Source organism: Burkholderia sp. Bp8992, from assembly GCF_003853705.1.
Lineage (GTDB): Bacteria > Pseudomonadota > Gammaproteobacteria > Burkholderiales > Burkholderiaceae > Burkholderia.
In genome coordinates this window covers 396,871-420,218 of the sequence record NZ_QTQI01000004.1, presented here as the reverse complement: position 1 = coordinate 420,218, position 23,348 = coordinate 396,871, and the positions used below count along the sequence as shown (strand labels likewise).

The 23,348-nt window shown below is 67.6% G+C and carries 24 protein-coding genes, 1 other RNA gene and 1 pseudogene; 9 read left to right on the top strand and 17 right to left on the bottom strand.

Annotation, left to right across the window (positions count from 1 at the left end):
* Positions 1–18: 18 nt before the first annotated feature.
* Entirely contained in the window at positions 19–1,083 is a 1,065-nt protein-coding gene (gene pyrC / locus DIE03_RS09135; RefSeq protein WP_011350953.1) for a dihydroorotase, read from the top strand.
* Positions 1,084–1,143: 60 nt separating this feature from the next.
* An RNA gene (gene rnpB, locus DIE03_RS09130) (RNase P RNA component class A) lies at positions 1,144–1,555 on the top strand.
* Positions 1,556–1,625: 70 nt separating this feature from the next.
* Here rnpB and DIE03_RS09125 read toward each other — a convergent pair.
* Positions 1,626–2,090, bottom strand: coding sequence for an OsmC family protein (locus DIE03_RS09125; protein ID WP_175028623.1), 465 nt, complete (start codon positions 2,088–2,090; stop codon positions 1,626–1,628).
* Positions 2,091–2,502: 412 nt separating this feature from the next.
* The gene (locus tag DIE03_RS09115) at positions 2,503–2,808 is read right to left on the bottom strand and encodes a DUF1090 family protein (RefSeq protein WP_124449487.1); all 306 of its coding nucleotides are present in this window, start codon (positions 2,806–2,808) and stop codon (positions 2,503–2,505) included.
* 311 nt (positions 2,809–3,119) lie between these two features.
* Between DIE03_RS09115 and rplM the strand changes: the two genes are divergently transcribed.
* The 3 genes from rplM (at position 3,120) to erpA (ending at position 4,555) form a co-directional block, all read left to right on the top strand.
* Complete coding sequence (gene rplM / locus DIE03_RS09110; RefSeq protein WP_041490553.1) at positions 3,120–3,548, top strand: 50S ribosomal protein L13; 429 nt, start codon at positions 3,120–3,122, stop codon at positions 3,546–3,548.
* Positions 3,549–3,558: 10 nt separating this feature from the next.
* On the top strand, positions 3,559–3,951 hold the full coding sequence (gene rpsI / locus DIE03_RS09105) for a 30S ribosomal protein S9 (protein ID WP_006476904.1): 393 nt from the start codon (positions 3,559–3,561) through the stop codon (positions 3,949–3,951).
* Between the two features lie 229 nt (positions 3,952–4,180).
* Entirely contained in the window at positions 4,181–4,555 is a 375-nt protein-coding gene (gene erpA / locus DIE03_RS09100) for an iron-sulfur cluster insertion protein ErpA (RefSeq protein ID WP_124449485.1), read from the top strand.
* Positions 4,556–4,663: 108 nt separating this feature from the next.
* Here erpA and DIE03_RS09095 read toward each other — a convergent pair whose 3' ends face one another.
* A complete protein-coding gene (locus tag DIE03_RS09095) occupies positions 4,664–5,812 on the bottom strand; it encodes an anhydro-N-acetylmuramic acid kinase (RefSeq protein ID WP_124449483.1) in 1,149 nt (382 codons plus the stop codon).
* 142 nt (positions 5,813–5,954) lie between these two features.
* Between DIE03_RS09095 and tyrS the strand changes: the two genes are divergently transcribed.
* Genes tyrS through DIE03_RS09080 form a run of 3 tightly spaced genes read left to right on the top strand, consistent with a single transcriptional unit; the run spans position 5,955 to position 8,337 of the window.
* Positions 5,955–7,196, top strand: a complete 1,242-nt coding sequence (gene tyrS, locus DIE03_RS09090) for a tyrosine--tRNA ligase (protein WP_124449481.1) — start codon at positions 5,955–5,957, stop codon at positions 7,194–7,196.
* Entirely contained in the window at positions 7,193–7,651 is a 459-nt protein-coding gene (dtd, locus tag DIE03_RS09085; RefSeq protein WP_059834559.1) for a D-aminoacyl-tRNA deacylase, read from the top strand. The genes tyrS and dtd overlap by 4 nt, the downstream gene beginning before the upstream one ends.
* A gap of 23 nt (positions 7,652–7,674) precedes the next feature.
* The gene (locus tag DIE03_RS09080) at positions 7,675–8,337 is read left to right on the top strand and encodes a histidine phosphatase family protein (RefSeq protein WP_124449479.1); all 663 of its coding nucleotides are present in this window, start codon (positions 7,675–7,677) and stop codon (positions 8,335–8,337) included.
* A gap of 56 nt (positions 8,338–8,393) precedes the next feature.
* On the opposite strand, the pseudogene DIE03_RS09075 reads toward DIE03_RS09080, so the two are convergent.
* From DIE03_RS09075 to DIE03_RS09025, 10 genes and pseudogenes are all read right to left on the bottom strand, one after another.
* Positions 8,394–8,595, bottom strand: a pseudogene (locus DIE03_RS09075) (chromosome partitioning protein ParB); the annotation flags it as partial.
* A 39-nt stretch (positions 8,596–8,634) separates the two neighbouring features.
* The gene (locus tag DIE03_RS09070) at positions 8,635–9,588 is read right to left on the bottom strand and encodes an oxygenase MpaB family protein (RefSeq protein WP_124449477.1); all 954 of its coding nucleotides are present in this window, start codon (positions 9,586–9,588) and stop codon (positions 8,635–8,637) included.
* Between the two features lie 25 nt (positions 9,589–9,613).
* Complete coding sequence (gene ruvB, locus DIE03_RS09065; protein ID WP_124449475.1) at positions 9,614–10,684, bottom strand: Holliday junction branch migration DNA helicase RuvB; 1,071 nt, start codon at positions 10,682–10,684, stop codon at positions 9,614–9,616.
* A 108-nt stretch (positions 10,685–10,792) separates the two neighbouring features.
* Positions 10,793–11,374 (bottom strand): Holliday junction branch migration protein RuvA, encoded by a 582-nt coding sequence (gene ruvA / locus DIE03_RS09060; protein WP_031402135.1) that lies wholly within the window; start codon positions 11,372–11,374, stop codon positions 10,793–10,795.
* A 113-nt stretch (positions 11,375–11,487) separates the two neighbouring features.
* Entirely contained in the window at positions 11,488–12,030 is a 543-nt protein-coding gene (gene ruvC, locus DIE03_RS09055) for a crossover junction endodeoxyribonuclease RuvC (RefSeq protein WP_124449473.1), read from the bottom strand.
* A gap of 160 nt (positions 12,031–12,190) precedes the next feature.
* A complete protein-coding gene (gene purH / locus DIE03_RS09050; protein ID WP_124449471.1) occupies positions 12,191–13,756 on the bottom strand; it encodes a bifunctional phosphoribosylaminoimidazolecarboxamide formyltransferase/IMP cyclohydrolase in 1,566 nt (521 codons plus the stop codon).
* 44 nt (positions 13,757–13,800) lie between these two features.
* Positions 13,801–14,034 carry a Fis family transcriptional regulator gene (locus tag DIE03_RS09045; protein ID WP_006476892.1) on the bottom strand — a complete coding sequence of 78 codons (234 nt, stop codon included), beginning with the start codon at positions 14,032–14,034 and terminating at the stop codon, positions 13,801–13,803.
* The gene (gene dusB / locus DIE03_RS09040) at positions 14,031–15,098 is read right to left on the bottom strand and encodes a tRNA dihydrouridine synthase DusB (RefSeq protein ID WP_124449469.1); all 1,068 of its coding nucleotides are present in this window, start codon (positions 15,096–15,098) and stop codon (positions 14,031–14,033) included. Before dusB ends, DIE03_RS09045 begins: the two co-directional genes overlap by 4 nt.
* Before the next feature lie 137 nt (positions 15,099–15,235).
* Positions 15,236–16,423 (bottom strand): UbiH/UbiF/VisC/COQ6 family ubiquinone biosynthesis hydroxylase, encoded by a 1,188-nt coding sequence (locus DIE03_RS09030; protein ID WP_124449465.1) that lies wholly within the window; start codon positions 16,421–16,423, stop codon positions 15,236–15,238.
* Positions 16,424–16,460: 37 nt separating this feature from the next.
* Positions 16,461–17,846: an aminopeptidase P N-terminal domain-containing protein gene (locus tag DIE03_RS09025; protein ID WP_124449463.1), complete on the bottom strand. Its 1,386-nt coding sequence runs from the start codon at positions 17,844–17,846 to the stop codon at positions 16,461–16,463.
* A 182-nt stretch (positions 17,847–18,028) separates the two neighbouring features.
* On the opposite strand from DIE03_RS09025, the gene DIE03_RS09015 reads away from it, so the two are divergent.
* Positions 18,029–18,643 carry a glutathione S-transferase family protein gene (locus DIE03_RS09015; RefSeq protein ID WP_124449462.1) on the top strand — a complete coding sequence of 205 codons (615 nt, stop codon included), beginning with the start codon at positions 18,029–18,031 and terminating at the stop codon, positions 18,641–18,643.
* A gap of 105 nt (positions 18,644–18,748) precedes the next feature.
* Here the strand turns inward: DIE03_RS09015 and DIE03_RS09010 are convergent, their stop codons facing one another.
* The 4 genes from DIE03_RS09010 to DIE03_RS08995 all read right to left on the bottom strand — a co-directional run bounded on the left by DIE03_RS09010 (position 18,749) and on the right by DIE03_RS08995 (position 23,341).
* Positions 18,749–20,368: an FMN-binding glutamate synthase family protein gene (locus tag DIE03_RS09010; protein WP_124449460.1), complete on the bottom strand. Its 1,620-nt coding sequence runs from the start codon at positions 20,366–20,368 to the stop codon at positions 18,749–18,751.
* Positions 20,369–20,486: 118 nt separating this feature from the next.
* On the bottom strand, positions 20,487–21,662 hold the full coding sequence (gene mnmA, locus DIE03_RS09005) for a tRNA 2-thiouridine(34) synthase MnmA (RefSeq protein ID WP_124449458.1): 1,176 nt from the start codon (positions 21,660–21,662) through the stop codon (positions 20,487–20,489).
* Positions 21,659–22,168 (bottom strand): NUDIX hydrolase, encoded by a 510-nt coding sequence (locus tag DIE03_RS09000; RefSeq protein ID WP_124449456.1) that lies wholly within the window; start codon positions 22,166–22,168, stop codon positions 21,659–21,661. Before DIE03_RS09000 ends, mnmA begins: the two co-directional genes overlap by 4 nt.
* A 252-nt stretch (positions 22,169–22,420) precedes the next feature.
* Positions 22,421–23,341, bottom strand: coding sequence for a LysR family transcriptional regulator (locus tag DIE03_RS08995; protein WP_124449454.1), 921 nt, complete (start codon positions 23,339–23,341; stop codon positions 22,421–22,423).
* Positions 23,342–23,348 lie beyond the last annotated feature (7 nt).

The window sequence follows — 23,348 nt, the reverse complement described above, 5'->3', positions numbered from 1 at the left end:
TTCCTCACGACGCCTCCTATGACTGCCTCGAACGCTTCCTCCCCGGCGACGCTCTCGCTCGCCCGTCCCGACGACTGGCACCTGCACCTGCGAGACGGCGACATGCTGGCCGCCGTGCTGCCGCACACCGCGCGCCAGTTCGGCCGCGCGATCGTCATGCCGAACCTGAAGCCGCCGGTGACGACCACCGCGCAGGCGCAGGCCTATCGCGAGCGCATCCTCGCCGCATTGCCGGCGGGGATGACGTTCGAACCGCTGATGACGCTGTACCTGACCGACAACACGCCGCCCGACGAGATCCGCCGCGCGCGCGAAAGCGGCTTCGTGCACGGCGTGAAGCTGTATCCGGCCGGCGCGACGACGAATTCCGACCACGGCGTCACCGATCTCGCGAAATGCGCGAAGACCCTCGAGGCGATGCAGGAAACCGGCATGCCGCTGCTCGTGCACGGCGAGGTGACCGATGCGTCGATCGACCTGTTCGACCGCGAGAAGGTGTTCATCGACCGCGTGATGACGCCGCTGCGCCGCGATTTCCCGGGCCTGAAGGTCGTGTTCGAGCACATCACGACGAAGGACGCGGCCGACTACGTGCGCGACGCCGACGCGGCGCCCGGCCTGCTCGGCGCGACGATCACCGCGCACCACCTGCTGTACAACCGCAACGCGCTGTTCGTCGGCGGGATTCGCCCGCATTACTACTGCCTGCCCGTGCTGAAGCGCGAGACGCATCGCGTGGCGCTGGTCGAGGCCGCGACGTCCGGCAACCCGCGCTTCTTCCTCGGCACCGACAGCGCGCCGCATGCGCGCGACGCGAAGGAAACGGCGTGCGGCTGCGCCGGCTGCTACACGGCACTGCACGCGCTCGAACTGTACGCGGAAGCGTTCGACACGGCCGGCGCGCTCGACAAGCTGGAAGGGTTCGCGAGCTTCTTCGGCGCCGATTTCTACGGGCTGCCGCGCAGCGCCGAGACGGTCACGCTGCGCCGCGAGGCGTGGGAGCTGCCGCGCGAGATCTTCGCGGGCGACACGCCGGTCGTGCCGCTGCGCGGCGGCGAGACGATCGGCTGGAAACTGGCGTGACCGATGCGCCGCCGCGCGCATGCTGCCGACGGCGGCGCGCAGTGCTAGAATGCGCGTCGCAAAGCAGGCCAGGCAGTCGCGGCCTCGCCGCCTTCGGGCGGGCGGGGGCGAGGAAAGTCCGGACTCCACAGGGCAGGGTGATGGCTAACGGCCATCCGTGGCGACACGCGGAACAGGGCAACAGAAAGCAAACCGCCGATGGCCCGGCGCAAGCCGGGATCAGGTAAGGGTGAAACGGTGCGGTAAGAGCGCACCGCGGCGACGGCGACGTTCGCCGGCACGGTAACCTCCACCCGGAGCAATTCCAAGTAGGCAGGCGCGCATTTTCGGATGCAGGACGGGGCCCCCGTCTCGTCTGCGGGTAGGAAGCTTGAGCGCGTCAGCAATGGCGCGCCTAGAGGAATGGCTGCCACGCGTTGTGCGCTTCGGCGCGCAGCGTGCACAGAATCCGGCTTATCGGCCTGCTTTGCCGTTCGAATGCGAAAGGGCCGGCGTCTCTTTGCGGAGCGCCGGCCCTTTTTTCATGCGCGCGTGCCGTGCGTTCAGGCGGCGACGATGTCGAACGAATGCGTGAGTTCGGCCGTCTTCGCGATCATGATCGACGCGGAGCAATACTTGTCGTGCGACAGGTTGATCGCGCGCTCGACCGTGCCGGGGTTCAGGTTGCGGCCCGTGACGGTGAAGTGGAAATGCACCTTCGTGAACACCTTCGGATCTTCGCTCGCGCGCTCGGCCTTCAGCGTGACCGAGCAGCCGGTGACTTCCTGGCGGCTCTTCTTCAGGATCAGCACCACGTCATAGGCCGTGCAGCCACCGGTGCCGAGCAGCACCATTTCCATCGGACGCGGCGCGAGGTTGTGGCCGCCGCCCTCGGGCGCGCCGTCCATCGCGACGAGATGCCCGCTGCCGGTCTCGGCGGAAAACGCCATGCCGTCCTGGCCCATCCAGCTTACTTTGCATTCCATGCTTGCACTCCAGCGTTGCCTGATTCGGATTCGATCCGGCATTGTAGCCCGCCGTGCAACGGTCGGCTGATGCGCTGCACGACGTGCAACGCCGGCGCCGTGCGGGCAGGGTGTCCGGCGGCAATTTCCGTGCTTCTTTTAGGGGTTTTGCTCTAGGCGAGGGCGATTCCTGCGCGTACCTGCCAGGACCAGATGATTGATTTTAAAAGGGAAATTCTATTTTCGATCGCGTTGCCATGAAATTTCACATCATGGTGGTGAATTTCGTAATGCAAATTTTCTTGTGCGGCGGGCGACGCATTCGTATAATGAGCCTCATTGGTTGTCGCGCTGCGGCAACCTCCGAATGTCTCCTCCACCCTCCTCCTAGAGGTGGATTAAGCCCGAACCAGCCGTTCGGGCTTTTTTTCGTTCCGTGCAAACATCGGCGCGCGATTTGCACGCGCCGGCAGCGTCACGCGGGCTGCCGCGCGACGGGCTGCGATGTCGCGTCGGGCGCCGTGCCGCGCAAGCGTGCGTCAGGCGCCGGCGCTTGGGCGGCCGATGCATGGCCGTGACCGCGCGCGCAGAAGTGGCGGACGCGTTCGCGCACCGCGCGCAGGCGGGCGACGCGATCCTCGGTATGGGTACTCCGGGCTTCGGCGATGCGCGCGTCGAGTGCGTCGAGCTTGGCTTCGCAGCTGGCGTGGGCGGCGACGGCGGGCGCCGCGGCGGCCAGCAGTGTGGCCGCGAAGAAGGGCGTAAGTCGTTGTTTCATCATGCTTGTTTGTTGTTTTCCGTGTTCGGCCGGTCTGGCGCGGCAAGGTCGGGTGCCGCGCGTCGATGGGTGCCGCCCCGGGCGCTCGGATCGCCTGGCAAGTTGGGGCACGACCGGATTTTGGCCCATTTCGGCCGCCGCGGACACGGGACGTGGATTCCCTTTGACCGCGTCGCCGTATTTCCTTTATAATTCAGGGCTTTTCCGCATTCATGCCCACGGAAAAAGAACAGGGAGAGCCTGCACCGCGCCTTGAAGCGCACACAGACAAGCAGGACGAACACATCGGGCAAAGCATTTTTTTTGGATCGATCATGAAGACGTTTTCCGCAAAAGCCCATGAGGTGACGCGCGAATGGTACGTGATTGACGCGACGGATAAGGTTCTCGGCCGTGTTGCCAGCGAAGTGGCACGCCGTCTGCGCGGCAAGCACAAGCCTGAGTTCACCCCGCACGTCGACACCGGTGATTTCATCATCATCGTCAACGCGAGCAAGTTGAAGGTCACGGGCAACAAGACGCTGGACAAGAAGTACTACCGTCACTCGGGCTACCCGGGCGGTATCTATGAAACGACGTTCGGCAAGATGCAAGAACGCTTCCCGGGCCGCGCGCTCGAGAAGGCGGTCAAGGGCATGCTGCCGAAGGGCCCGCTCGGCTACGCGATGATCAAGAAGCTGAAGGTCTACGCAGAAGCGACGCATCCGCACTCGGCTCAACAGCCGAAGGCGCTCGAGATCTAAGGGGACCCACATGATCGGTAACTGGAACTACGGTACGGGCCGCCGCAAGAGCGCAGTCGCACGTGTCTTCATCAAGGCTGGCAAGGGCGACATCATCGTCAACGGCAAGCCCATCGCTGACTACTTCTCGCGTGAAACGTCGCTGATGATCGTGCGTCAACCGCTGGAACTCACGAACCACGGCCAGACGTTCGACATCAAGGTCAACGTCAACGGCGGCGGCGAAACGGGTCAGGCAGGCGCAGTGCGTCACGGCATCACCCGTGCACTGATCGACTACGATGCGACGCTGAAGCCGTCGCTGTCGAGCGCAGGCTTCGTCACGCGCGATGCGCGTGAAGTCGAGCGTAAGAAGGTCGGTCTGCGCAAGGCACGCCGCGCGAAGCAGTTCTCGAAGCGTTAATTCCGCTTCATGGCCGCGCCGCCTTCGGGTGGCGTCCGCCGAAAAAACCGCCAGCTTTCACGCTGGCGGTTTTTTTATGCCTGCCTGTTTGCCCGCGCCCAGGCCGCTGCCGCGGCAGCCCGCGCGGGCAGGTTTGATGAAATCGACAAGAACCTATTGATTTCATGGACTTCAGCACGATCTTCTGATCGGCCCTACAATAGCGGCTAAAGCTTTTTGGAGAGTTCGAATGAACGCTGTTACCGAATCCGCAGCAACGACGACCACCGATATGCCGCTGCCGTTCGTCTTCACCGACGCCGCGGCCGACAAGGTCAAGCAACTGATCGACGAAGAGGGCAACCCCGACCTGAAGCTGCGCGTGTTCGTGCAGGGTGGCGGCTGCTCCGGCTTCCAGTATGGCTTCACGTTCGACGAGGAAGTCAACGAGGACGACACCGTGATGAACAAGAACGGCGTCCAGCTCCTGATCGACTCGATGAGCTACCAGTACCTGGTCGGCGCCGAGATCGACTACAAGGACGACCTCAACGGCGCCCAGTTCGTGATCAAGAACCCGAACGCGACCACCACCTGCGGGTGCGGTTCGTCGTTCTCGGTCTGAGCGCACGCCAGATCCGCGCCGGTTCGCCGGAATGAAAAACGGGGCTTCATGCCCCGTTTTTTTTATGCGCACGTGCCAGGTGGCACCTGCCGCGCGGCACGTATCGCGTCAGCGCGGATAGAGCGCGCCGAGCACGCGGTTGCCGGCCGCGCCGGTCACCGTCGCGAGATTGCCGGGCTGGCGCGCGGTGAAACGGTAAGCGAGCCATGCGAACGCAAGCGCCTCGACCTGCTGCGGCGGCACGCCGAGCGCGGCCGTCGTATCGACGGTCGCCGGCACGCCGGCCTCGTGCAGCGCGTGCCGGAGCGCGTCGAGCAGCACCGGATTGCGTGCACCGCCGCCGCATACGAAGACAGCCTTGCAGCCCGAGGCGTGCCTCGCGATCTCGCGTGCGATCGACACGGCGGTCAGTGCGGTGAGCGTCGCCTGTACGTCCTCTGGCACGACCTGTGCGAATGCGGCGAGCTTCGCGTCGAGCCAGGCGGGGTTGAACAGGTCGCGTCCGGTGCTTTTCGGCGGCGGTGCGGCGAAATACGGTTCGTCGAGCAGCGCGTCGAGCAGCGGCGCGTGCACGGTGCCGCGCGCGGCGAACTTGCCGCCGTCGTCGTACGGCTTGCCCAGATGGCGGGTCGCCCATTCGTCGAGCAGCGCGTTCGCGGGGCCGCAGTCGAAGCCGCGCACGTCGCCGCCTTCGCCGGGCAGGATCGTGATGTTGCTGATTCCGCCGAGATTGCAGACGACGCGCGTTTCGCCCGGCGCGCCGAACACCGTCGCATGGAACGCCGGCGCGAGCGGCGCGCCGTGGCCGCCCGCGGCGACGTCGCGGCTGCGGAAATCGGCAATGACGTCGACCTGGGTCAGTTCGGCGAGCAGCGCCGGGTTGTTGAGCTGCCGCGTATAGCCGCGTTCGGGACGATGACGCACCGTCTGGCCGTGCACGCCGATCGCGCGGATCTCGTCGCGCGACAACCCGGCCGTACGCTGCAATTCGTGGCAGCACACCGCATAGCGCGTGACGAGCGCGTTCGCCGCGAGCGATTCGCGGTCGATCTCGTCGTCGCCGGGCTGCTGCAGCGCGAACAGCGCGTCGCGCAGCGATTGCGCGAAGCCGACGAACGCTTCCGCGAGCACGACCGGTGCACGGCCGGTCTCGAAACGCACGGCGACGCCGTCGACGCCGTCCATGCTGGTTCCCGACATCAGCCCGAAGTAGATGCCGTCGGCCGGATGGGCGTTTTGCGGCTGTCGTTGCGGCACGTTGGGTTCTCCTGGATCGTGCGGCGCGGGCCGGTGCCGCGCGCCTTGCGCCCGATTATCCGCGCAACCTGACGCGCCGTTAAGCGATGCGCGCGCAAGTTATGGGAAAATCCCTGTTTTTGCGACATTCTTCCTGGCACCGATGAGCACCGAACCCAGTTCCAAGCCTGTTTTCCCGATCACCGACGAAGTCCGGCATGCGCTCGCCGTCACGAAGCGCGGCGTCGACGAGCTGCTGATCGAGGAAGAGTTCGCGCAGAAGCTCGCGCGCAGCGCGGCCACGAACACGCCGCTTCGCATCAAGCTCGGCCTCGACCCGACCGCGCCCGACATCCACATCGGCCACACGGTCGTGCTGAACAAGATGCGTCAGCTGCAGGACCTCGGCCACACGGTGATCTTCCTGATCGGCGATTTCACGTCGCTGATCGGCGATCCGTCGGGCCGCAATGCGACGCGCCCGCCGCTCACGCGCGAGCAGATCGAATCGAACGCGAAGACCTACTTCGAGCAGGCCGCACTCGTGCTCGATCGCGACAAGACCGAGATCCGCTACAACAGCGAATGGTCGATGCCGCTCGGCGCGGACGGGATGATCAAGCTGGCGTCGCGCTATACCGTCGCGCGGATCCTCGAGCGCGAGGACTTCACGAAGCGCTTCCAGGGCGGCGTGCCGATCTCGATCCACGAATTCCTGTACCCGCTGATGCAGGGCTACGACTCGGTCGCGCTGAACGCCGACCTCGAGCTCGGCGGCACCGACCAGAAGTTCAACCTGCTGGTCGGCCGCGAACTGCAGAAGCAGTACGGCCAGGAACAGCAGTGCATCCTGACGATGCCGCTGCTCGAAGGCCTCGACGGCGTCGAGAAGATGTCGAAGTCGAAGGGCAACTACGTCGGCATCAGCGAGAAACCGACCGACATGTTCGGCAAGCTGATGAGCATCTCGGACACGCTGATGTGGCGTTACTTCGAGCTGCTGTCGTTCCGCAGCCTCGACGAGATCGCCGGCTTCAAGCGCGAGGCCGAAGGCGGCCGCAACCCGCGCGACTTCAAGGTGCTGCTCGCGCAGGAAATCGTCGCGCGGTTCCACTCGCAGCCCGACGCCGAACGTGCGCTGGAGGACTTCAACCACCGCGCGAAGGGCGGCGTGCCGGACGACATTCCGTCGGTCACGCTCGCCGGTGCGCCGCTGGCGATCGGCCAGTTGCTGAAGCAGGCCGGCCTCGTGCCGTCGACGAGCGAAGCGCTGCGCAACATCGAGCAGGGCGGCGTGAAGATCGACGGTGCGACGGTCTCGGACAAGGGCCTGAAGGTCGAGGCCGGCGAGTTCGTCGTCCAGGTCGGCAAGCGCCGCTTCGCGCGCGTCACGCTGACCGCATGATCGCGCTGATCCAGCGCGTGAAGCGCGCCGACGTGCGCGTCGGCGAGCGCACGACCGGCGAGATCGGCGCGGGCCTGCTCGCGCTGGTCTGCGCGGAACGCGGCGATACCGAGGCTGCCGCCGACAAGCTGCTCGCGAAGCTGCTCGGCTACCGCGTGTTCAGCGACGCAGCCGGCAAGATGAACCTGCCGGTGTCGAACATCGACGGCGAGGGCCGCGCCGGCGGCCTGCTGCTCGTGTCGCAGTTCACGCTGGCGGCCGATACCAACAGCGGGCTGCGTCCGAGCTTCACGCCGGCCGCGCCGCCCGACGAAGGCGCGCGGCTGTTCGACTATTTCGTCGCAGCTGCGCGGGCGCGCCATCCGGTGGTCGAGACGGGCGAGTTCGGCGCCGACATGCAGGTGTCGCTCGTCAACGACGGCCCCGTGACGTTCTGGCTGCAAGTGCGGCCCTGATTCTTTCCCGGAGACGCGCCGCGATGGCCACCACGCAGATTCTTTTCATCCGCCATGGCGAGACGGCCTGGAACCGCATCAAGCGCATCCAGGGTCATATCGACATCCCGCTGGCCGATACGGGGCTCGCGCAGGCGCAGCGGCTGGCGGCCCGGCTCGAACGGGAGGCGCGCGACGGCGCGCGGATCGATGCCGTGTATTCGAGCGACCTGATGCGTGCGCAACAGACCGCCCGGCCCTTTGCCGATGCGCTCGGCCTGCCGCTGCAGTTGCGCGAAGGGTTGCGCGAACGCTCGTACGGCGCGTTCCAGGGGCACGACAGCACCGAGATCGAGACGCTGTTCCCGGACGCGTACGCGGCCTGGCAGACGCGCGACCCCGGTTTCGCGCCGGAAGGCGGCGAGTCGCAGCGCGAGCTCTATCATCGTGTGCTGCACGCGCTCGAACCGATCGTCGCCGCGCATCCGGGCGGCCGCATCGCGTGCGTCGCGCACGGCGGCGTGCTCGACTGCGTGTACCGTTTTGCGAACGGAATCGAGCTGTCGGCGCCGCGCACTTACCCGCTGCTCAACACGAGCATCAACGTCGTCGATTACGTGGATGGCCGCGCGCAGGTCGTGCAGTGGGCCGACGTGTCGCATCTGGAAGCGGCGAGCGACGACGACGGGTACCGCAAGGTGCTCTGAGTCTGCGGGCCCCGCACGGCACATCGCCGGTCGGGGCGTCTGTCGCCGCGTGCCGCTTACTGCGGCAACCCGTGGCGGGTCTTGTAGTCGAGCGCATACGCGATCTTGCCCGGTTTGTCGGCCGTGACCGGCTGGCGCAGCTTGTCGAATTCCCCCCTTGCTGTATTTCTTCCCGCCGTTGATCGCATCGGCGCGCCCGAGGTCGGCGCCCGTCTTGCCGTCGATCACCGGGTCCGTTGCCGCGACCATCCGCGTCGACGTGACAGCAAATTGAAATGATCGGAAGAAGCCGGATCGTCAGGCGGACGAGGTGCCGTCGGGCGGCGGCGCGGTCGCGCGACGGCGGGCGCGTTTCGACGCGCCGTTGACGAGCGCCCAGCGCAGCACGGGGGCGACGGCCCGCACGCCGGGCCGGACCACCGCGCGTCGCAGCGGCGCGAACGTCGACACGCCGAGCAGGCGCTGCGCCCAGGGCGGCAGCAGGTCGATGCCCGCATGCATCATCAGCGACGCGGCCGGCCGCAGCACGGGCGTGGCGACCGGCGCATTCAGCAGGATGTCCATCACGTCGAAGGTGTGTGGCCCGGCCTCGAGTTCCGGCTGCATGCGCGCGAGATAGGCGGCGACCTCGGCGCGCGAACGCGGCACCCCTTGCGCGCCGAGAAGCTCGGCGATCAAGGCCGTTTCGGCGTAGTAGCGGTCCTGCAGCTCGCCCGGCAACGACGGATTCACGTAGCGCAGATGCGCGGCGAGGAAGCTCGACACTTCCGCGACATGTACCCAGGTCAGCAACGCCGGATCGTCGGCGCGGTACGGCCGGCCGTCGGGCGCGGTGCCCGAGATGCGCGCATGGATCGATTTCACGCGCTCGATCAGCGCGAGGGCGTCCGCGCGGCTGCCGAACGTCGTACCCGTGATGAACGTGGCGGTGCGCCGCAGGCGACCGAGGATGTCGGTGCGAAACGACGAGTGATCCCAGACACCCGCGAGCGCGAGCGGATGCAGCGCCTGCAGCAGCAGCGCGGCGATGCCGCCCGTCATCATCGACGTGAAGTCGGCATGCACGCGCCAGCAGATGGCATCGGGGCCGAACAACCCCGGGTCGCCAGGCGGTGAAGAGAGATCGAGCGACGGGCCGCCGCCGCCCGCCGTGAGGTGCGTGATGCCGGCCACGAGCCGCTTGCGGATCGGCTCGGCCCAGCGCGGGCCCGGTGCGGGCGCGGCGGGGTGGCGGCTGGGCGGCGTAGTCATGGCGGGGGCGGCTCGGGCGACGGGGCTATTTCCCGTCGGGCGTGTCCCATTCGTCGCGTTCGGTGCGACGGGCGTCGGGCACCGACAGCCCGAAGTGGCGATACGTGAGCAGCGTCGCGACGCGCCCGCGTGGCGTGCGCTGCAGGAAGCCCTGCTGGATCAGGTACGGTTCGAGCACGTCCTCGATCGTGTCGCGCTCCTCGCCGATCGCGGCCGCAAGGTTGTCGATGCCGACCGGGCCGCCGTCGAACTTGTAGAGGATCGCTTCGAGCAGCTTGCGGTCCATCAGGTCGAAGCCGACCGGATCGACGTCGAGCATCGCGAGCGCGGCGTCGGCCACGGCTGCCGTGATCTGGCCGTCGGCCTTCACTTCCGCGAAATCGCGCACGCGGCGCAGCAGCCGGTTCGCGATCCGCGGCGTGCCGCGCGAGCGCTTCGCGATTTCCAGCGCGCCGTTCGGATCGATCTGCGCATTCAGCAGCGAAGCCGAGCGCCGCACGATGCGCGACAGTTGATCGGCATCGTAGAACTCGAGCCGCGCGACGATCCCGAAACGGTCGCGCAGCGGGTTGGTGAGCATCCCCGCGCGGGTGGTTGCGCCGACCAGCGTGAACGGCTGCAGGTCGAGCTTCACGCTGCGCGCGGCCGGACCTTCGCCGATCATGATGTCGATCTGGTAATCCTCGAGTGCCGGATACAGGATTTCCTCGACGACCGGCGACAGCCGGTGGATCTCGTCGATGAACAATACGTCGTTGGCTTCGAGGTTCGTCAGCAGCGCGGCGAGATCGCCCGCGCGTTCGAGCACGGGGCCCGACGTCTGGCGCAGGTTCACGCCCATTTCGCGCGCGATGATGTGCGCGAGCGTCGTCTTGCCGAGACCCGGCGGCCCGAACAGCAGCACGTGGTCGAGCGGCTCGGAGCGGCGCTTCGCGGCTTCGATGAAGATCTCGAGCTGGCCGCGCACCTTTTCCTGGCCGACGTAGTCGTCGAGCTGGCGCGGCCGCAGCGCACGTTCGAACACCTCCTCGTGCGACGAGGCGGGCGTGGCGGCGATGATCCGCTGCTCGGTGGCGAGTTTGTCGGTTTCAATCATGCGGCCATTGTACCGCGCGACGCGTTCCGGCCAACCTGGCCGAACGGCCGACTGGCGGGCGGTGCGGCGCCGCGCGACACTGGCTTCGACGGCCGGGCGAGCCGCGCGTTACGCCTTCGACAGCGCCTTCAGCGCGAGCTTGATGCCTTCGGACACGCCGGTGCCGGCCGGCACGTTCTTGATCGCGGCGAGGCCTTCCTTCTCGGAGTAGCCGAGCGCGAGCAGCGCGTTGAGGATGTCGGTCGCGTGGTCGGACGGCGACGCGGCGCCGGCGAGCGCACCGAGGTCGGCGCCGAGCTTGCCCTTCAGCTCGAGCAGCAGGCGCTCGGCCGTCTTCTTGCCGATGCCGGGCAGGCGCGTGAGGCGTGCGGCGTCCTGCATCGTCACGGCCTGCGCGAGCTCCTGCACGCTCATGCCGGACAGCACGGCGAGCGCCATGCGCGCGCCGATGCCGGTGATCTTCAGCAGCTCGCGGAAGGTCGTGCGTTCCTGCGGCGTCAGGAAGCCGTACAGCAGGTGCGCGTCCTCGCGGACGATCTGCTGCGTGAGCAGCACGATGCGCTCGCCCGTCTGCGGCAGGTTGTAGAAGGTGCTCATCGGCACGTCGATTTCGTAGCCGACGCCGTTGCAGTCGACGAGCAGATGAGGCGGATTCTTTTCGAGCAGGATGCCGGCGATGCGACCGATCATGGAAGGCGAGGCGAGAGGAATAAAGCGCGAGTGTAGCGCACGCGCGGCGCAATGCCGATGGGCCTGGCCGTCAGGCCGAAGCGATGCCCGAGGTTGCGCCGCGCACGCGGGCGTCAGCCGACGAGCCGCCCGCGCCGCACGCGCAGCCCTTTCTTCGCGAGCGCCGGCGCGAGGCCGCTGATCGTGCCGAGCGTATTGCCGCTGTGTGCATGGCAGATCGCCATCCCGAGCGCGTCGGCCGCGTCCGAGCCCGGCTGGCCGGAAAGGCTGAGCAGGCGCGTGACCATTTCCTGCATCTGCGTCTTGGTCGCGCGGCCGTAGCCGACCACCGCCTGCTTCAGTTGCAGCGCCGTGTATTCGGCAACCGGCAGGCCGCCCGCGACGAGGCCGCAAATCGCGGCGCCGCGCGCCTGGCCGAGCAGCAGCGTCGACTGCGGGTTCACGTTGACGAACACCTGTTCGATCGCGGCCTGGTCGGGCGCATGTTCGCGCACGATCGTCGAGACGCCCTGGAAGATCGTGCCGAGCCGGGTGGCCAGGTCGGCCGTCGGTGTGCGGATCACGCCGCTCGTGACATAGGCGAGCCGGTGGCCGCTGACGTCGATGACGCCGAAGCCGGTGACGCGCAGGCCGGGGTCGATGCCGAGAATTCGCATGAGTGAGGAGAATTGCCTGATGCAGCGATACTACAACGATTGGCGCGACGCGCCGGCCGCACGGTTGCGTGCAAAGGCGCCGCGCAATGAAAAACCCGGCGGGTGCAGCTCGTGCACCGTCGCCGGGCTTTCATGCTGCAGCCGCGCGGGCTGCATCCGATCAGTGACGGAAGTGGCGCACGCCCGTCAGGACCATCGCGATGCCGTGCTCGTCGGCTGCCGCGATCACTTCGTCGTCGCGCATCGAGCCGCCCGGCTGGATCACGCAGGTCGCGCCGGCCGCCACGACGACGTCGAGGCCGTCGCGGAACGGGAAGAACGCATCCGACGCGACCGCCGAACCGGCCAGCGTGAGGCCCGCGTTCTGCGCCTTGATGCTGGCGATGCGCGCGGAATCGACGCGGCTCATCTGGCCGGCGCCGACGCCGAGCGTCATGCCGTTGCCGCAGAACACGATCGCGTTCGACTTCACGTACTTCGCGACGCGCCATGCGAACAGCAGGTCGTCCATTTCCTTCGCGGTCGGCTGGCGCTTCGTGACGACGCGCAGTTCGCTCGGCTGCACGTTGCGCGAGTCGAGCGACTGCACGAGCAGGCCGCCGCCCACGCGCTTCAGGTCGAATGCGTTATGGCCGTCGCCCAGCGCGATTTCGAGCAGGCGCACGTTCTGCTTCGCGGCGAACACCTGCTTCGCGGCGTCGGAGAACGACGGGGCGATCAGCACTTCGACGAACTGCTTCGCGACAGCCTGCGCGGCCGCTTCGTCGACTTCGCGGTTGAACGCGATGATGCCGCCGAAGGCGGAAGTCGGATCCGTCTGGAACGCCTTCGCGTACGCGTCGGCCGAGTCGTTGCCGACCGCGACGCCGCACGGGTTCGCGTGCTTGATGATCACGCAGGCCGGCGCGTCGAACGTCTTCACGCATTCCCACGCCGCGTCCGAATCCGCGATGTTGTTGTACGACAGTTCCTTGCCCTGCAGCTGGCGGTAGTTCGCCAGTGCGCCGGCCGGCGTCGCGAGGTCGCGGTAGAACGCGGCGCTCTGGTGCGGGTTCTCGCCGTAGCGCAGGTCCTGCACCTTGTCGAACGCCAGGTTCAGCGTGGCCGGGTACGCGCTGCGCGACGCGTGCTTCAGCTCGTCGGTCAGGCTCGTCAGGTAGTTCGTGATCGCGCCGTCGTATTGCGCGGTGTGCGCGAACACCTTCGTCGCGAGGCGGAAGTTGGTCGGATAGCCGACCGTATTGCCGTTCGCCTTCATTTCATCGAGCACGACCGCGTAGTCGGCCGGATCGACGACGACCGTCACGTCGCGGTGGTTCTTCGCGGCCGAGCGCAGCATCGTCGGGCCGCCGATGTCGATGTTCTCGATCGCGTCGGCGAGCGTGCAGTCGTCCTTCGCGATCGTCGCGACGAACGGGTACAGGTTCACGACGAGCAGATCGATCGTCGGGATGCCGTGCTGCTCCAGCGCCTGCATGTGCTCGGGCAGGTCGCGGCGGGCGAGGATGCCGCCGTGCACCTTCGGGTGGAGCGTCTTCACGCGCCCATCGAGCATTTCCGGAAAGCCCGTGTAATCGGCCACTTCGGTAACGGGCAGGCCGGCGTCGGCGAGGAGTTTCGCGGTGCCGCCCGTCGACAGCAGCTTGACGCCGAGGTCGGACAGCGACTTCGCGAAGTCGACGATGCCGGTCTTGTCGGAAACGGAAATGAGCGCTTGCTTGATCATGATGGAACCACCAATAGCCAGGGAAACGGGGACGGGACGGCTGCCTACAGCAGGCCGTGCTGCTGCAGCTTCTTGCGCAGCGTATTGCGATTGATGCCGAGGTACTCCGCGGCGAGCGACTGGTTGCCGCCTGCCTGTACGAGCACGACCTCGAGCATCGGCTTTTCGACGCAGGACATCACCATTTCATAGACGTCGTGCGGATTGGAGCCGTCTAGATCCCGGAAATACACGTCCAGGCTCTCGCGGACACATTGTTCGATGTTGTGCTTGCTCATGCTGCTAACTGGTTATGGTCGTCCGACTCGCGCTGGCCGTTTCCCTCTTCGTCATCGACGTAGACGAGGTGGTCCGACACCGCCTTTTGCGCCTCGAAGAAGGCATTGACGGCGGCGAGCTGCTCGCGGGAGGAATCGAGCGTGTTCATCCTGTGCCGGAACCCGTTGGCACCGGAAAGGCCGCGAGTGTACCAGCCGATGTGCTTGCGCGCAGTACGGACACCCGTGAATTCACCATAGAAAGCGTAGTGGTCTTCCAGGTGTTCGTTCATCACGTGCTGGATCTCGTCGATCAGCGGCGGGGGCAGCAGCTCGCCGGTTTGCAGGAAATGATCGATTTCGCGGAACAGCCACGGCCGGCCTTGCGCGGCACGACCGATCATCAGCGCGTCGGCACCGGTTGCATCGAGCACGGCCTTCGCTTTCGCGGGCGACGTGATGTCGCCGTTCGCAACGACCGGAATCCGTACGGCCGCCTTCACGGCCGCGATGGTGTCGTACTCGGCATCGCCGCGGTACAGGTCGGCGCGCGTGCGGCCGTGCACGGTGAGCATCGAGATGCCGGCGGCTTCGGCCAGGCGCGCGACCGTGATCGCGTTCTTGTGTTCGCGGTCCCAGCCGGTGCGGATCTTCAGCGTGACGGGCACCGCATCGGGCCCCGTGCCGACTGCCGCGACGACGGCCTCGACGATCCGCTGCACGAGCGGCTCGTTCTGCAGCAGCGCGGAGCCGGCCGCGACGTTGCAGACCTTTTTCGCCGGGCAGCCCATGTTGATGTCGATGATCTGCGCGCCGTTGTCGACGTTGTAGCGGGCCGCTTCGGCCATCATCGCCGGATCGGCGCCGGCGATCTGCACCGCGATCGGCTCGACTTCGCCTTCGTGGTTCGCGCGCCGCATCGTCTTCGCGCTTTTCCACAGCTGCGCGTTGGACGCGACCATCTCGGACACGGCGTAACCGGCGCCCAGCCGCTTGCAGAGCTGGCGGAACGGACGATCCGTCACGCCGGCCATCGGGGCGACGAACAGGTTGTTACGCAATACGTGAGGGCCGATAACGGGCATCGCAATGGCGCCGCCCGCGACCGGCGCGGGCAGGGGAAGGGAAGACGGAAACGCGCATTTTACCGTATTCCCATGCCCCGCCGATTTGACCCGGTTTGCCTGGCCTGCGCGCGCGCATCACGCGGCGCGCCCGCGCGTCAGTTGCGCTGGCCGAACATCATCTGGCGCGCGATTGCCTTCTTGAGTGGCGGCACGAATTCGAGCGCGGTGAGCGCCGCGCCGCGCAGCAGCGGAAGCGGGCCCGAATCGATCGTAAACAGCCGCGCCAGCGTGTCGGTTGCACCGATCGTGAAGCGCCGGTCGAGCGCGCGGCGCGCGTTGAAGGTAGCGAGCGCGGTCGCTTCGAAGCCTTGCGCGGACAGCGTGTCGACGAGCGTATGCGCATCGCGCAGCCCGAGGTTGAGCCCCTGGCCCGCGACGGGGTGCAGGGTTTGCGCGGCATTGCCGACGATCGCGACGCGGCCGTTGACCAGGGTTTGCGCGGCATTCAGGCCGAGCGGGAAAGACGCGCGGCCGGCAATGGCGACGAAGTCGCCCATGCGTGCGCCGAACGCGCTGCCGAGCTCGCGCAGGAACGCGTCGTCGGGCAGCGCGGCACGCCGTGCCGCTTCGTCGGGCGTGCAGCACCAGACGAGCGAGTAGTCGGCCTGGCGCGGACCGCCGAGCGGCAGCAGCGCGAGCGGGCCTTCATGCGTGAAGCGTTCCCACGCGACGTTCGGGCGCGGCGCCGATACCGTGACCGTGCCGACGAGCGCGGTCTGCCCGTAGTCGCGACGATGCTTGGTCGTATCGGCCTGCTGTTCGTGGAACAACCCGCCTTCGGCATTGATGACGATCCGCGCGCGCAGCGTGCGTTCGCCCTGCTGGCCGTCGAGCGTCAGCGTGACGCCGTCCGTGTCCTGCTGCGGCGCGCGCGCGGTGGTCGACGTGAGCCAGTCGACGCGCGTGTTCCGCACGGCGCCCGCGAGCGCCTGCACGATCGAGCCGTAGCGCACGACATAGCCGAGCGCGGCGAGGTCGTGTTCGTCGCGGTCGATCAGCGTGCGGCCGAAATGGCCGCGCTGCGATACATGGATATGTTCGATCGGTGTCGCGTCGGCGGGCCACGCGAGCGTGTCGAGCAGCACGCGGCTGCCGTGCGACACCGCGATCGCGCGCGGGTCGTTCGCGCTCGCGGCCGGTTCGCGCGCATCGATCAGCGCGATCGATGCGTGCTGCGTCGCGCTGCGGCGTGCGAGCCAGCCGGCGAGTGCGAGCCCGACGGGGCCCGCGCCGACGATGGCGAGGTCGTAGTCCGGCGTGGCCGGGGAGGAAGCGGTCGTCATCTTGATTCGTGAAACGGTGGTAACGGTCGGCGGCCGGTCATGCGCCCGCGCGCATCAGCGCTTCGATCTCGTCGGCGTCGACCGGCACGCCGCGCGTGATCAGTTCGCAGCCGTGCTCGCGCACGATCGCGTCGTCCTCGATGCGGATGCCGATGTTCCAGTACTCGGGCGGCACGTCGTCGGCCGCACGCACGTACAGGCCGGGCTCGACCGTGAGCGTCATGCCGGGCTTCAGCGTGCGCCATGGCAGCGCGCCGTTGCCGTCGCGTTCGGCGAGCCGCTCGCGGTAGTCGCCGCAGTCGTGCACGTCCATCCCGAGCCAGTGGCCCGTGCGGTGCATGTAGAAGCGCGTGTACGCGCGCTCGGCGATCACGTCGTCGACCGACGAGAAGCGCGCCTTCGGGATGATGCCGGTGTCGAGCAGCCCCTGCGCGAGCACGCGCACGGCCGCATCGTGCGGCGCCTCGAACGGCACGCCCGCGCGCGTCGCATCGATCGCCGCCTGCTGCGCGGCGAGCACGATGTCGTACAGCGTGCGCTGCGCGGGCGAGAAGCGCCCGTTGGCCGGGAACGTGCGCGTGATGTCCGACGCATAGCCGTCGAGTTCGCACGCGGCGTCGATCAGGATCAGGTCGCCGTCCCGCGCGGCCGCGTTGCCGGCCGGGTAGTGCAGCACGCACGCATTCGCGCCGGCCGCGACGATCGAGCCGTACGCCGGCGACTGCGCACCGTGCTTGCGGAACAGGTACAGCAGCTCGGCCTCGAGTTCGTATTCGCGGATGCCGGGGCGGCACACCTGCATCGCGCGGCGATGCGCGAGCGCGGAGATGTGCGCGGCGCGCATCATGATCGCGAGTTCGTGTTCGTCCTTCACGAGCCGCATGTCGTCGAGCAGCGGCGTGAGGTCGAGCAGTGCGTCCGGCGCGGCGACGCCCGTGCGTGCCAGCGCGCGCACCGCGTCGATCCAGCCCGCGAGCTGGCGGTCGAAATCGGCCGATGCACCGAACCGGTAGTGCACGGTGCCCGCGTCGGCGAGCAGGCGCGGCATCTCGGTGTCGATCACGTCGACTGCGAATGCCGCGTCGAAACCGAACGCGTCGCGCGCGGCGTCGGGTCCGTAGTGAAAGCCCTCCCAGATCTCGCGATCGACATTCTTGCCGCGGCAGAACAGGATCGACTCCGGCGCGCCGTGCGGCGCGGCCGCGTTCAGCACGAGCACGGCGTCCGGCTCGGTGAAGCCCGTCAGGTAGTGGAAGTAGCTGTCGAACCGGTACGGGTAGGCCGTATCGCGGTTGCGCAGCAGTTCCGGCGCGGTGGGAACGATGGCGACGCCGCCGCCCGCGGCACGCAGTGCGGCAAGCACGCGTTCACGGCGCTGGCGGTAGACGTCGACGGCGATGGCGGTATCGATGGGCGCATTCATCGTGCGATTGTAGCGCCGCGCGACGCCGTGCGTGAAAGAGGGGCGGCAAGCCGCGCCGGAAGGCCCGCGCGGCGGTTGTTGCAATCCATCCACAGGCCGGACGGGCGATTTTCTGTCACGCGATGCTGGCCGGTTATGATCGGCGACAACGTATACTCTCGGCGGTTCCCCAAAAAAGGCAGATGATGAAATTAATCGGTTCGCTCGGCAGCCCGTACGTCCGCAAGGCGCGGATCGTGCTTGCTGAAAAGAAGATCGACTACAAGCTGGAGCTCGAGGACGTGTGGGCGCCGGAGACGGATATTCATGCTTCGAATCCGCTCGGCAAGGTCCCGTGCCTCGTGATGGAGGATGGTGCCGCGGTGTTCGATTCCCGCGTGATCTGCGAATACGTCGATACGCTGTCGCCGGTCGGCAAACTGATTCCGCCATCGGGCCGCGAGCGCGTCGAGGTCCGTTGCTGGGAAGCGCTGGGCGACGGCGTCCTCGACGCAGCCGTCGCGATCCGTCTCGAACACACGCTGCGGGAAGAAGCGCAGCGCAGCGCGAGCTGGATCGCGCGCCAGCAGCGCAAGATCGACGACGCGCTCGTCGCGATGTCGCAGGGCCTTGGCGGCAAGACGTGGTGCGTCGGTAATCATTACACGCTCGCCGACATCGCACTCGGCTGCGCGCTCGGCTATCTCGATTTCCGGATGCCCGAGCTCAACTGGCGCGATCGCCACCCGAACCTCGACAAGCATTTCGTGAAGCTGCAGCAGCGGCAATCGTTCGCCGATACGCTGCCGCAGACCTGAGCCGCGGCGTTCGAATTCACGCATTCGGCAGACAAAAGAAAAGCGCCCCGCAGGGCGCTTTTCTTTTTGCCGAACAGGCCGCCGCCGGAGCGGGGCGGCCGCGCGTCACTCGATCGAAGCGTACACGGCTTCGCCGAGCGTGAACGAATCGCTGCGCGCGATGGGCCACCACTTGTCGTACAGCGAGAAGCCGCACGTCCGGCCGTCGAGCAGCGCGCCGGGCTTCAGGTACTTCAGCAGCTGCGACATCAGCCGCACCTCGTGCGGTGCAACCCGCTGCACGATGTGATGCGCGCGCAGCTCGGACGGATGCCCGAGGCCGGCTGCCTGCACGAGTTCCTGCAGCGCATGCAGCGTATTGCGGTGGAAGTTGTACACGCGCTCGGCCTTGTCGGGCACGACGAGCGCGCGCTGGCGCACCGGGTCCTGCGTCGCGACGCCGGTCGGGCAGCGGTCGGTGTGGCAATGCTGCGCCTGGATGCAGCCGACCGCGAACATGAAGCCGCGCGCCGAGTTCACCCAGTCCGCGCCGATCGCGAGCGTGCGGGCGATGTCGAACGCCGTGATGATCTTGCCGCTCGCACCGATCTTCACGCGGTCGCGCACGCCGATCCCGACGAGCGTGTTGTGCACGAGCAGCAGCCCTTCCTGCAGCGGCACGCCGACGTGGTCGGTGAATTCGAGCGGCGCCGCGCCGGTGCCGCCTTCCGCGCCGTCGACGACGATGAAGTCGGGCACGATGCCGGTCTCGATCATCGCCTTCGCAATGCCGAAGAATTCCCACGGATGGCCGATGCACAGCTTGAAGCCGGTCGGCTTGCCGCCCGACAGCGTGCGCAGCCGGTCGACGAATTCGAGCAGCCCGCGCGGCGTCGAGAACTCCGAATGCGTCGCGGGCGAGATGCAGTCCTTGCCCATCGGCACGCCGCGCGTCTCGGCGATTTCCGGCGTGATCTTCGCGGCCGGCAGCACGCCGCCGTGGCCGGGCTTCGCGCCCTGCGACAGCTTCACCTCGATCATCTTGACCTGCGGATCGGCGGCCTGCTTCGCGAACTTGTCGGGGTTGAAGGTGCCGTCGTCGTTGCGACAGCCGAAGTAGCCGGACGCGATTTCCCAGATGATGTCGCCGCCGTTCTCGCGGTGGTACTTCGACAGCGAGCCTTCGCCGGTGTCGTGTGCGAACCCGCCTTTCTTCGCACCGAGGTTCAGCGAGCGGATCGCGTTCGCGGACAGCGAGCCGAAGCTCATCGCCGAGATGTTGAAGATCGAGATGTCGTACGGTTGCGCGCGATTCGCGCCGACGCGGATACGGAAATCGTGGTTCGGCAGCTTCGTCGGCGCAAGCGAGTGGCTGATCCATTCGTGCGCGACGGCCTTCACGTTCAGCTCGGTGCCGTACGGCCGGTTGTCGGCGACGTTCTTCGCGCGCTGGTACACGAGGCTGCGCTGCGCACGCGAGAACGGCTTCTCGTCGGTGTCGTCCTCGACGAAATACTGGCGGATTTCAGGTCGGATGAATTCGAACAGGAAGCGGAAGTGGCCCCAGAGCGGGTAATTGCGCAGGATCGCGTGACGGTCCTGGTTCAGGTCGTACACGCCGAGCGCGACGAGGGCGACGGGGATGAGGATCCACAGCCAGGAAAGGACGTGGGCCGACGCGAGCGCGGCCGCAGCGACGAGCAGCAGGACAGCGCACCACATCGCGAGGTAGCGTCTTGAAAGCATGGGGACTCCGTAAGAATCTTGAAATGCCGCCATGCGTACGCTGCGCGGCGGCGCGCCGGCCGCAGCGGAATCATGTTCCGCCGGGCGCAGCGTGCCGCAAGTCTAAACCGAATATGTGTCAGCGTGCGTCGGCGAGAGCCGGCGCGTGGCCGGCCGCCGCGGCCCGACCGGGCTGGCCGGTGGCTGCGGATTCGATGATGCCGCCGCCGAGACAGATCTCGCCGTCGTACAGCACGGCCGACTGGCCGGGCGTGACGGCCCACTGCGCGTCGTCGAATGCGAGCGAGAAGCGCGCTTCGCCTGCCGCGCCCGGTGCCGCGGTGCCGATCGCGGCCCGGCCGAATGCGCATGCCGCATCGGCCTGCCGGTAGCGCGTCTTCGCGCCGCACGCGAAACCGTCGGCCGGCGGCTCGCCGGCGACCCAGCTCACGTTGCCGGCGACGAGCTCGCGCGACAGCAGCCACGGATGATCGTGGCCCTGCACGACGTACAGCGTGTTCGACGCGATGTCCTTCGCGGCGACGAACCACGGTTCGCCGCTGCCGCTCTTGCTGCCGCCGAGGCCGATGCCCTTGCGCTGGCCGAACGTGTAGAACGCGAGGCCGATGTGCTCGCCGACCACCTTGCCGTCTGGCGTCTTCATCGGGCCGGGCTTCGTCGGCAGGTAGCGGTTCAGGAAGTCGCGGAACGGCCGTTCGCCGATGAAGCAGATGCCGGTCGAATCCTTCTTCTTCGCGTTCGGCAGCCCGATCTGCGCGGCGATCTCGCGCACCTTCGTCTTCGGGATCTCGCCGAGCGGGAACATCGTCTTCGACAATTGCGCCTGGTTCAGCCGGTGCAGGAAGTACGACTGGTCTTTCGTATGATCGAAGGCCTTCAGCAGTTCGAAGCGTCCGTCGCGCTCGCGCACGCGCGCATAGTGGCCGGTCGCGATCATTTCCGCGTCGAGCGACATCGCGTGGTCGAGGAACGCCTTGAACTTGATCTCGGCGTTGCACAGCACGTCCGGGTTCGGCGTGCGGCCGGCCGAGTATTCGCGCAGGAACTCGGCGAACACGCGGTCCTTGTATTCGGCGGCGAAGTTCACGGCTTCCACGTCGATGCCGATCAGGTCGGCCACCGACACGACGTCGATCCAGTCCTGGCGCGTCGAGCAGTATTCGCCGTCGTCGTCGTCTTCCCAGTTCTTCATGAACAGGCCGACCACGTCGTAGCCCTGTTCCTTCAACAACCACGCGGTCACCGACGAATCGACGCCGCCCGACATGCCCACTACCACACGGCGCTTGCTCATTTGTTGACCGCCTGACGTTCGAATGCTTCGGTGCGCGGCGCGACCGAATGCGTATGCACGAAATCGAGCGGAATGCGCCGCCCGGCGAGATAGTCGTCGACGCAGCGCATCACCGCGGGCGAGCGATGCCGCTCGCTGCACGCGCGCAGTTCGTCGGCCGTCATCCACAGCGTGCGGACGATGCCTTCGTCGAGCACGTGGCCCGCGACCGGTTCGCCGGCCTTGCCGCAGAACGTGAAGCGCAGGTAGGTCGCGCCGGCGGTGCCGGGGCGGTCGTAATGCGCCAGGTAGACGCCGACGAGTGCGTCGGGCGTGAACGGGTGCGCGGTTTCCTCGAGCGTTTCGCGGATCACGGCGTCGGCCAGCGTTTCGCCGGCCTCGAGATGGCCGGCCGGCTGGTTGATGCGCAGGCCCGTCGAGGTTTCTTCCTCGATCACGAGAAAGCGGCCGGCGTGCTCGACGAGCGCGGCAACCGTGACATGCGGGGTCCAGATTTCGGGTTTCATGGTTCGGCATTTTACCGGTTGCGCCTGAACGCTGCCGGCCGTCACGCTGGACGTATCCGACCCCGTAAGCGTTGCGTCTCGCCGGCGCGCTGCGACGCAGGCTGGGCCGGTGCGGCATCCGCGCACGATCGATCGCGCGGAGCGGGGCGCCGCAGCCGTCGCCTCGGGTGAAAGACGGCGCCAACGCGGGGTTGTGCGTACACCGCACGGCACGCGCCGACGGCGTAGCCGGCAACGCCGCCGTGCCTCCGTTCATGGCTCGACGAGGCGCGCGACGCAGGCGGCGATCGTGTCGCGGACGCGCACGATCGCCGGGTCGCGCTGCGTGCTCGTGCGCCAGCCGATTTCCACCGGGTAGCGCGGCAGGTCGACCGGGCAAGCGAGCGCGCGCAGCGGCGTCGATCGGGCGATCGCGTGCGCTGCATGCGCGGGAATCGTCGCGATCGCGTCGGAGCCCGCGAGCAGGTACGGCAGCGCGGCGAAATGCGTGGTCGACGCCGCGACGCGCCGCTTGTGGCCGAGCGCGGCCAGCGCCTCGTCGACGATCCCGATCACGCCGCCCGACGACACGAGCAGGTGGTCGCGCCGCAGGAAATCGGCGAGCGTCAGCGTGTGCGGCGGCCGCTTGCGGGCGGCCGGATCGATCAGGCAGGCGTAGCCGCCCGTCGCGACCGCGCGCCGGCTCAACCCGCTCGCCGAGAACCCGCCCGACGCGATCGCGAGATCGACGCCGTGCCGCAACAGTGCGTCGCCGGCGATGCCGCTGTGGGTCTGCCGGAAGATCAGCCGGATGCCCGCGGCTTCCCGCGCGACCGCATCGATCAGCGCGCGGCCGAGCGCGATCTCGAAGTCGTCCGACAGCCCGACCGAGATCGTGCGGCCGACGCGGTCGCCGCTATCGGCCGCGATCGCGAGGCTTTCGCGGCAGCGGTCGAGCGCGTCGGACAGGATCGGCTTCAGCTCGTCCGCGCGCGGCGTCGGCGCGAGCCCGCGGCCGGTGCGCACGAACAGCGGATCGGCGTAGATCACGCGCAGCCGCCCGAGCGCCGCGCTGACGGCCGACTGCGTGAGGTCGAGGCGCAGCGCCGCGCGGCTCGCGCCGCCTTCCTCGTACAGCGCCTCGAACACCTTCAGCAGGTTCAGGTCGAGACCAGCGATATCATCCGTATTCATGACACAT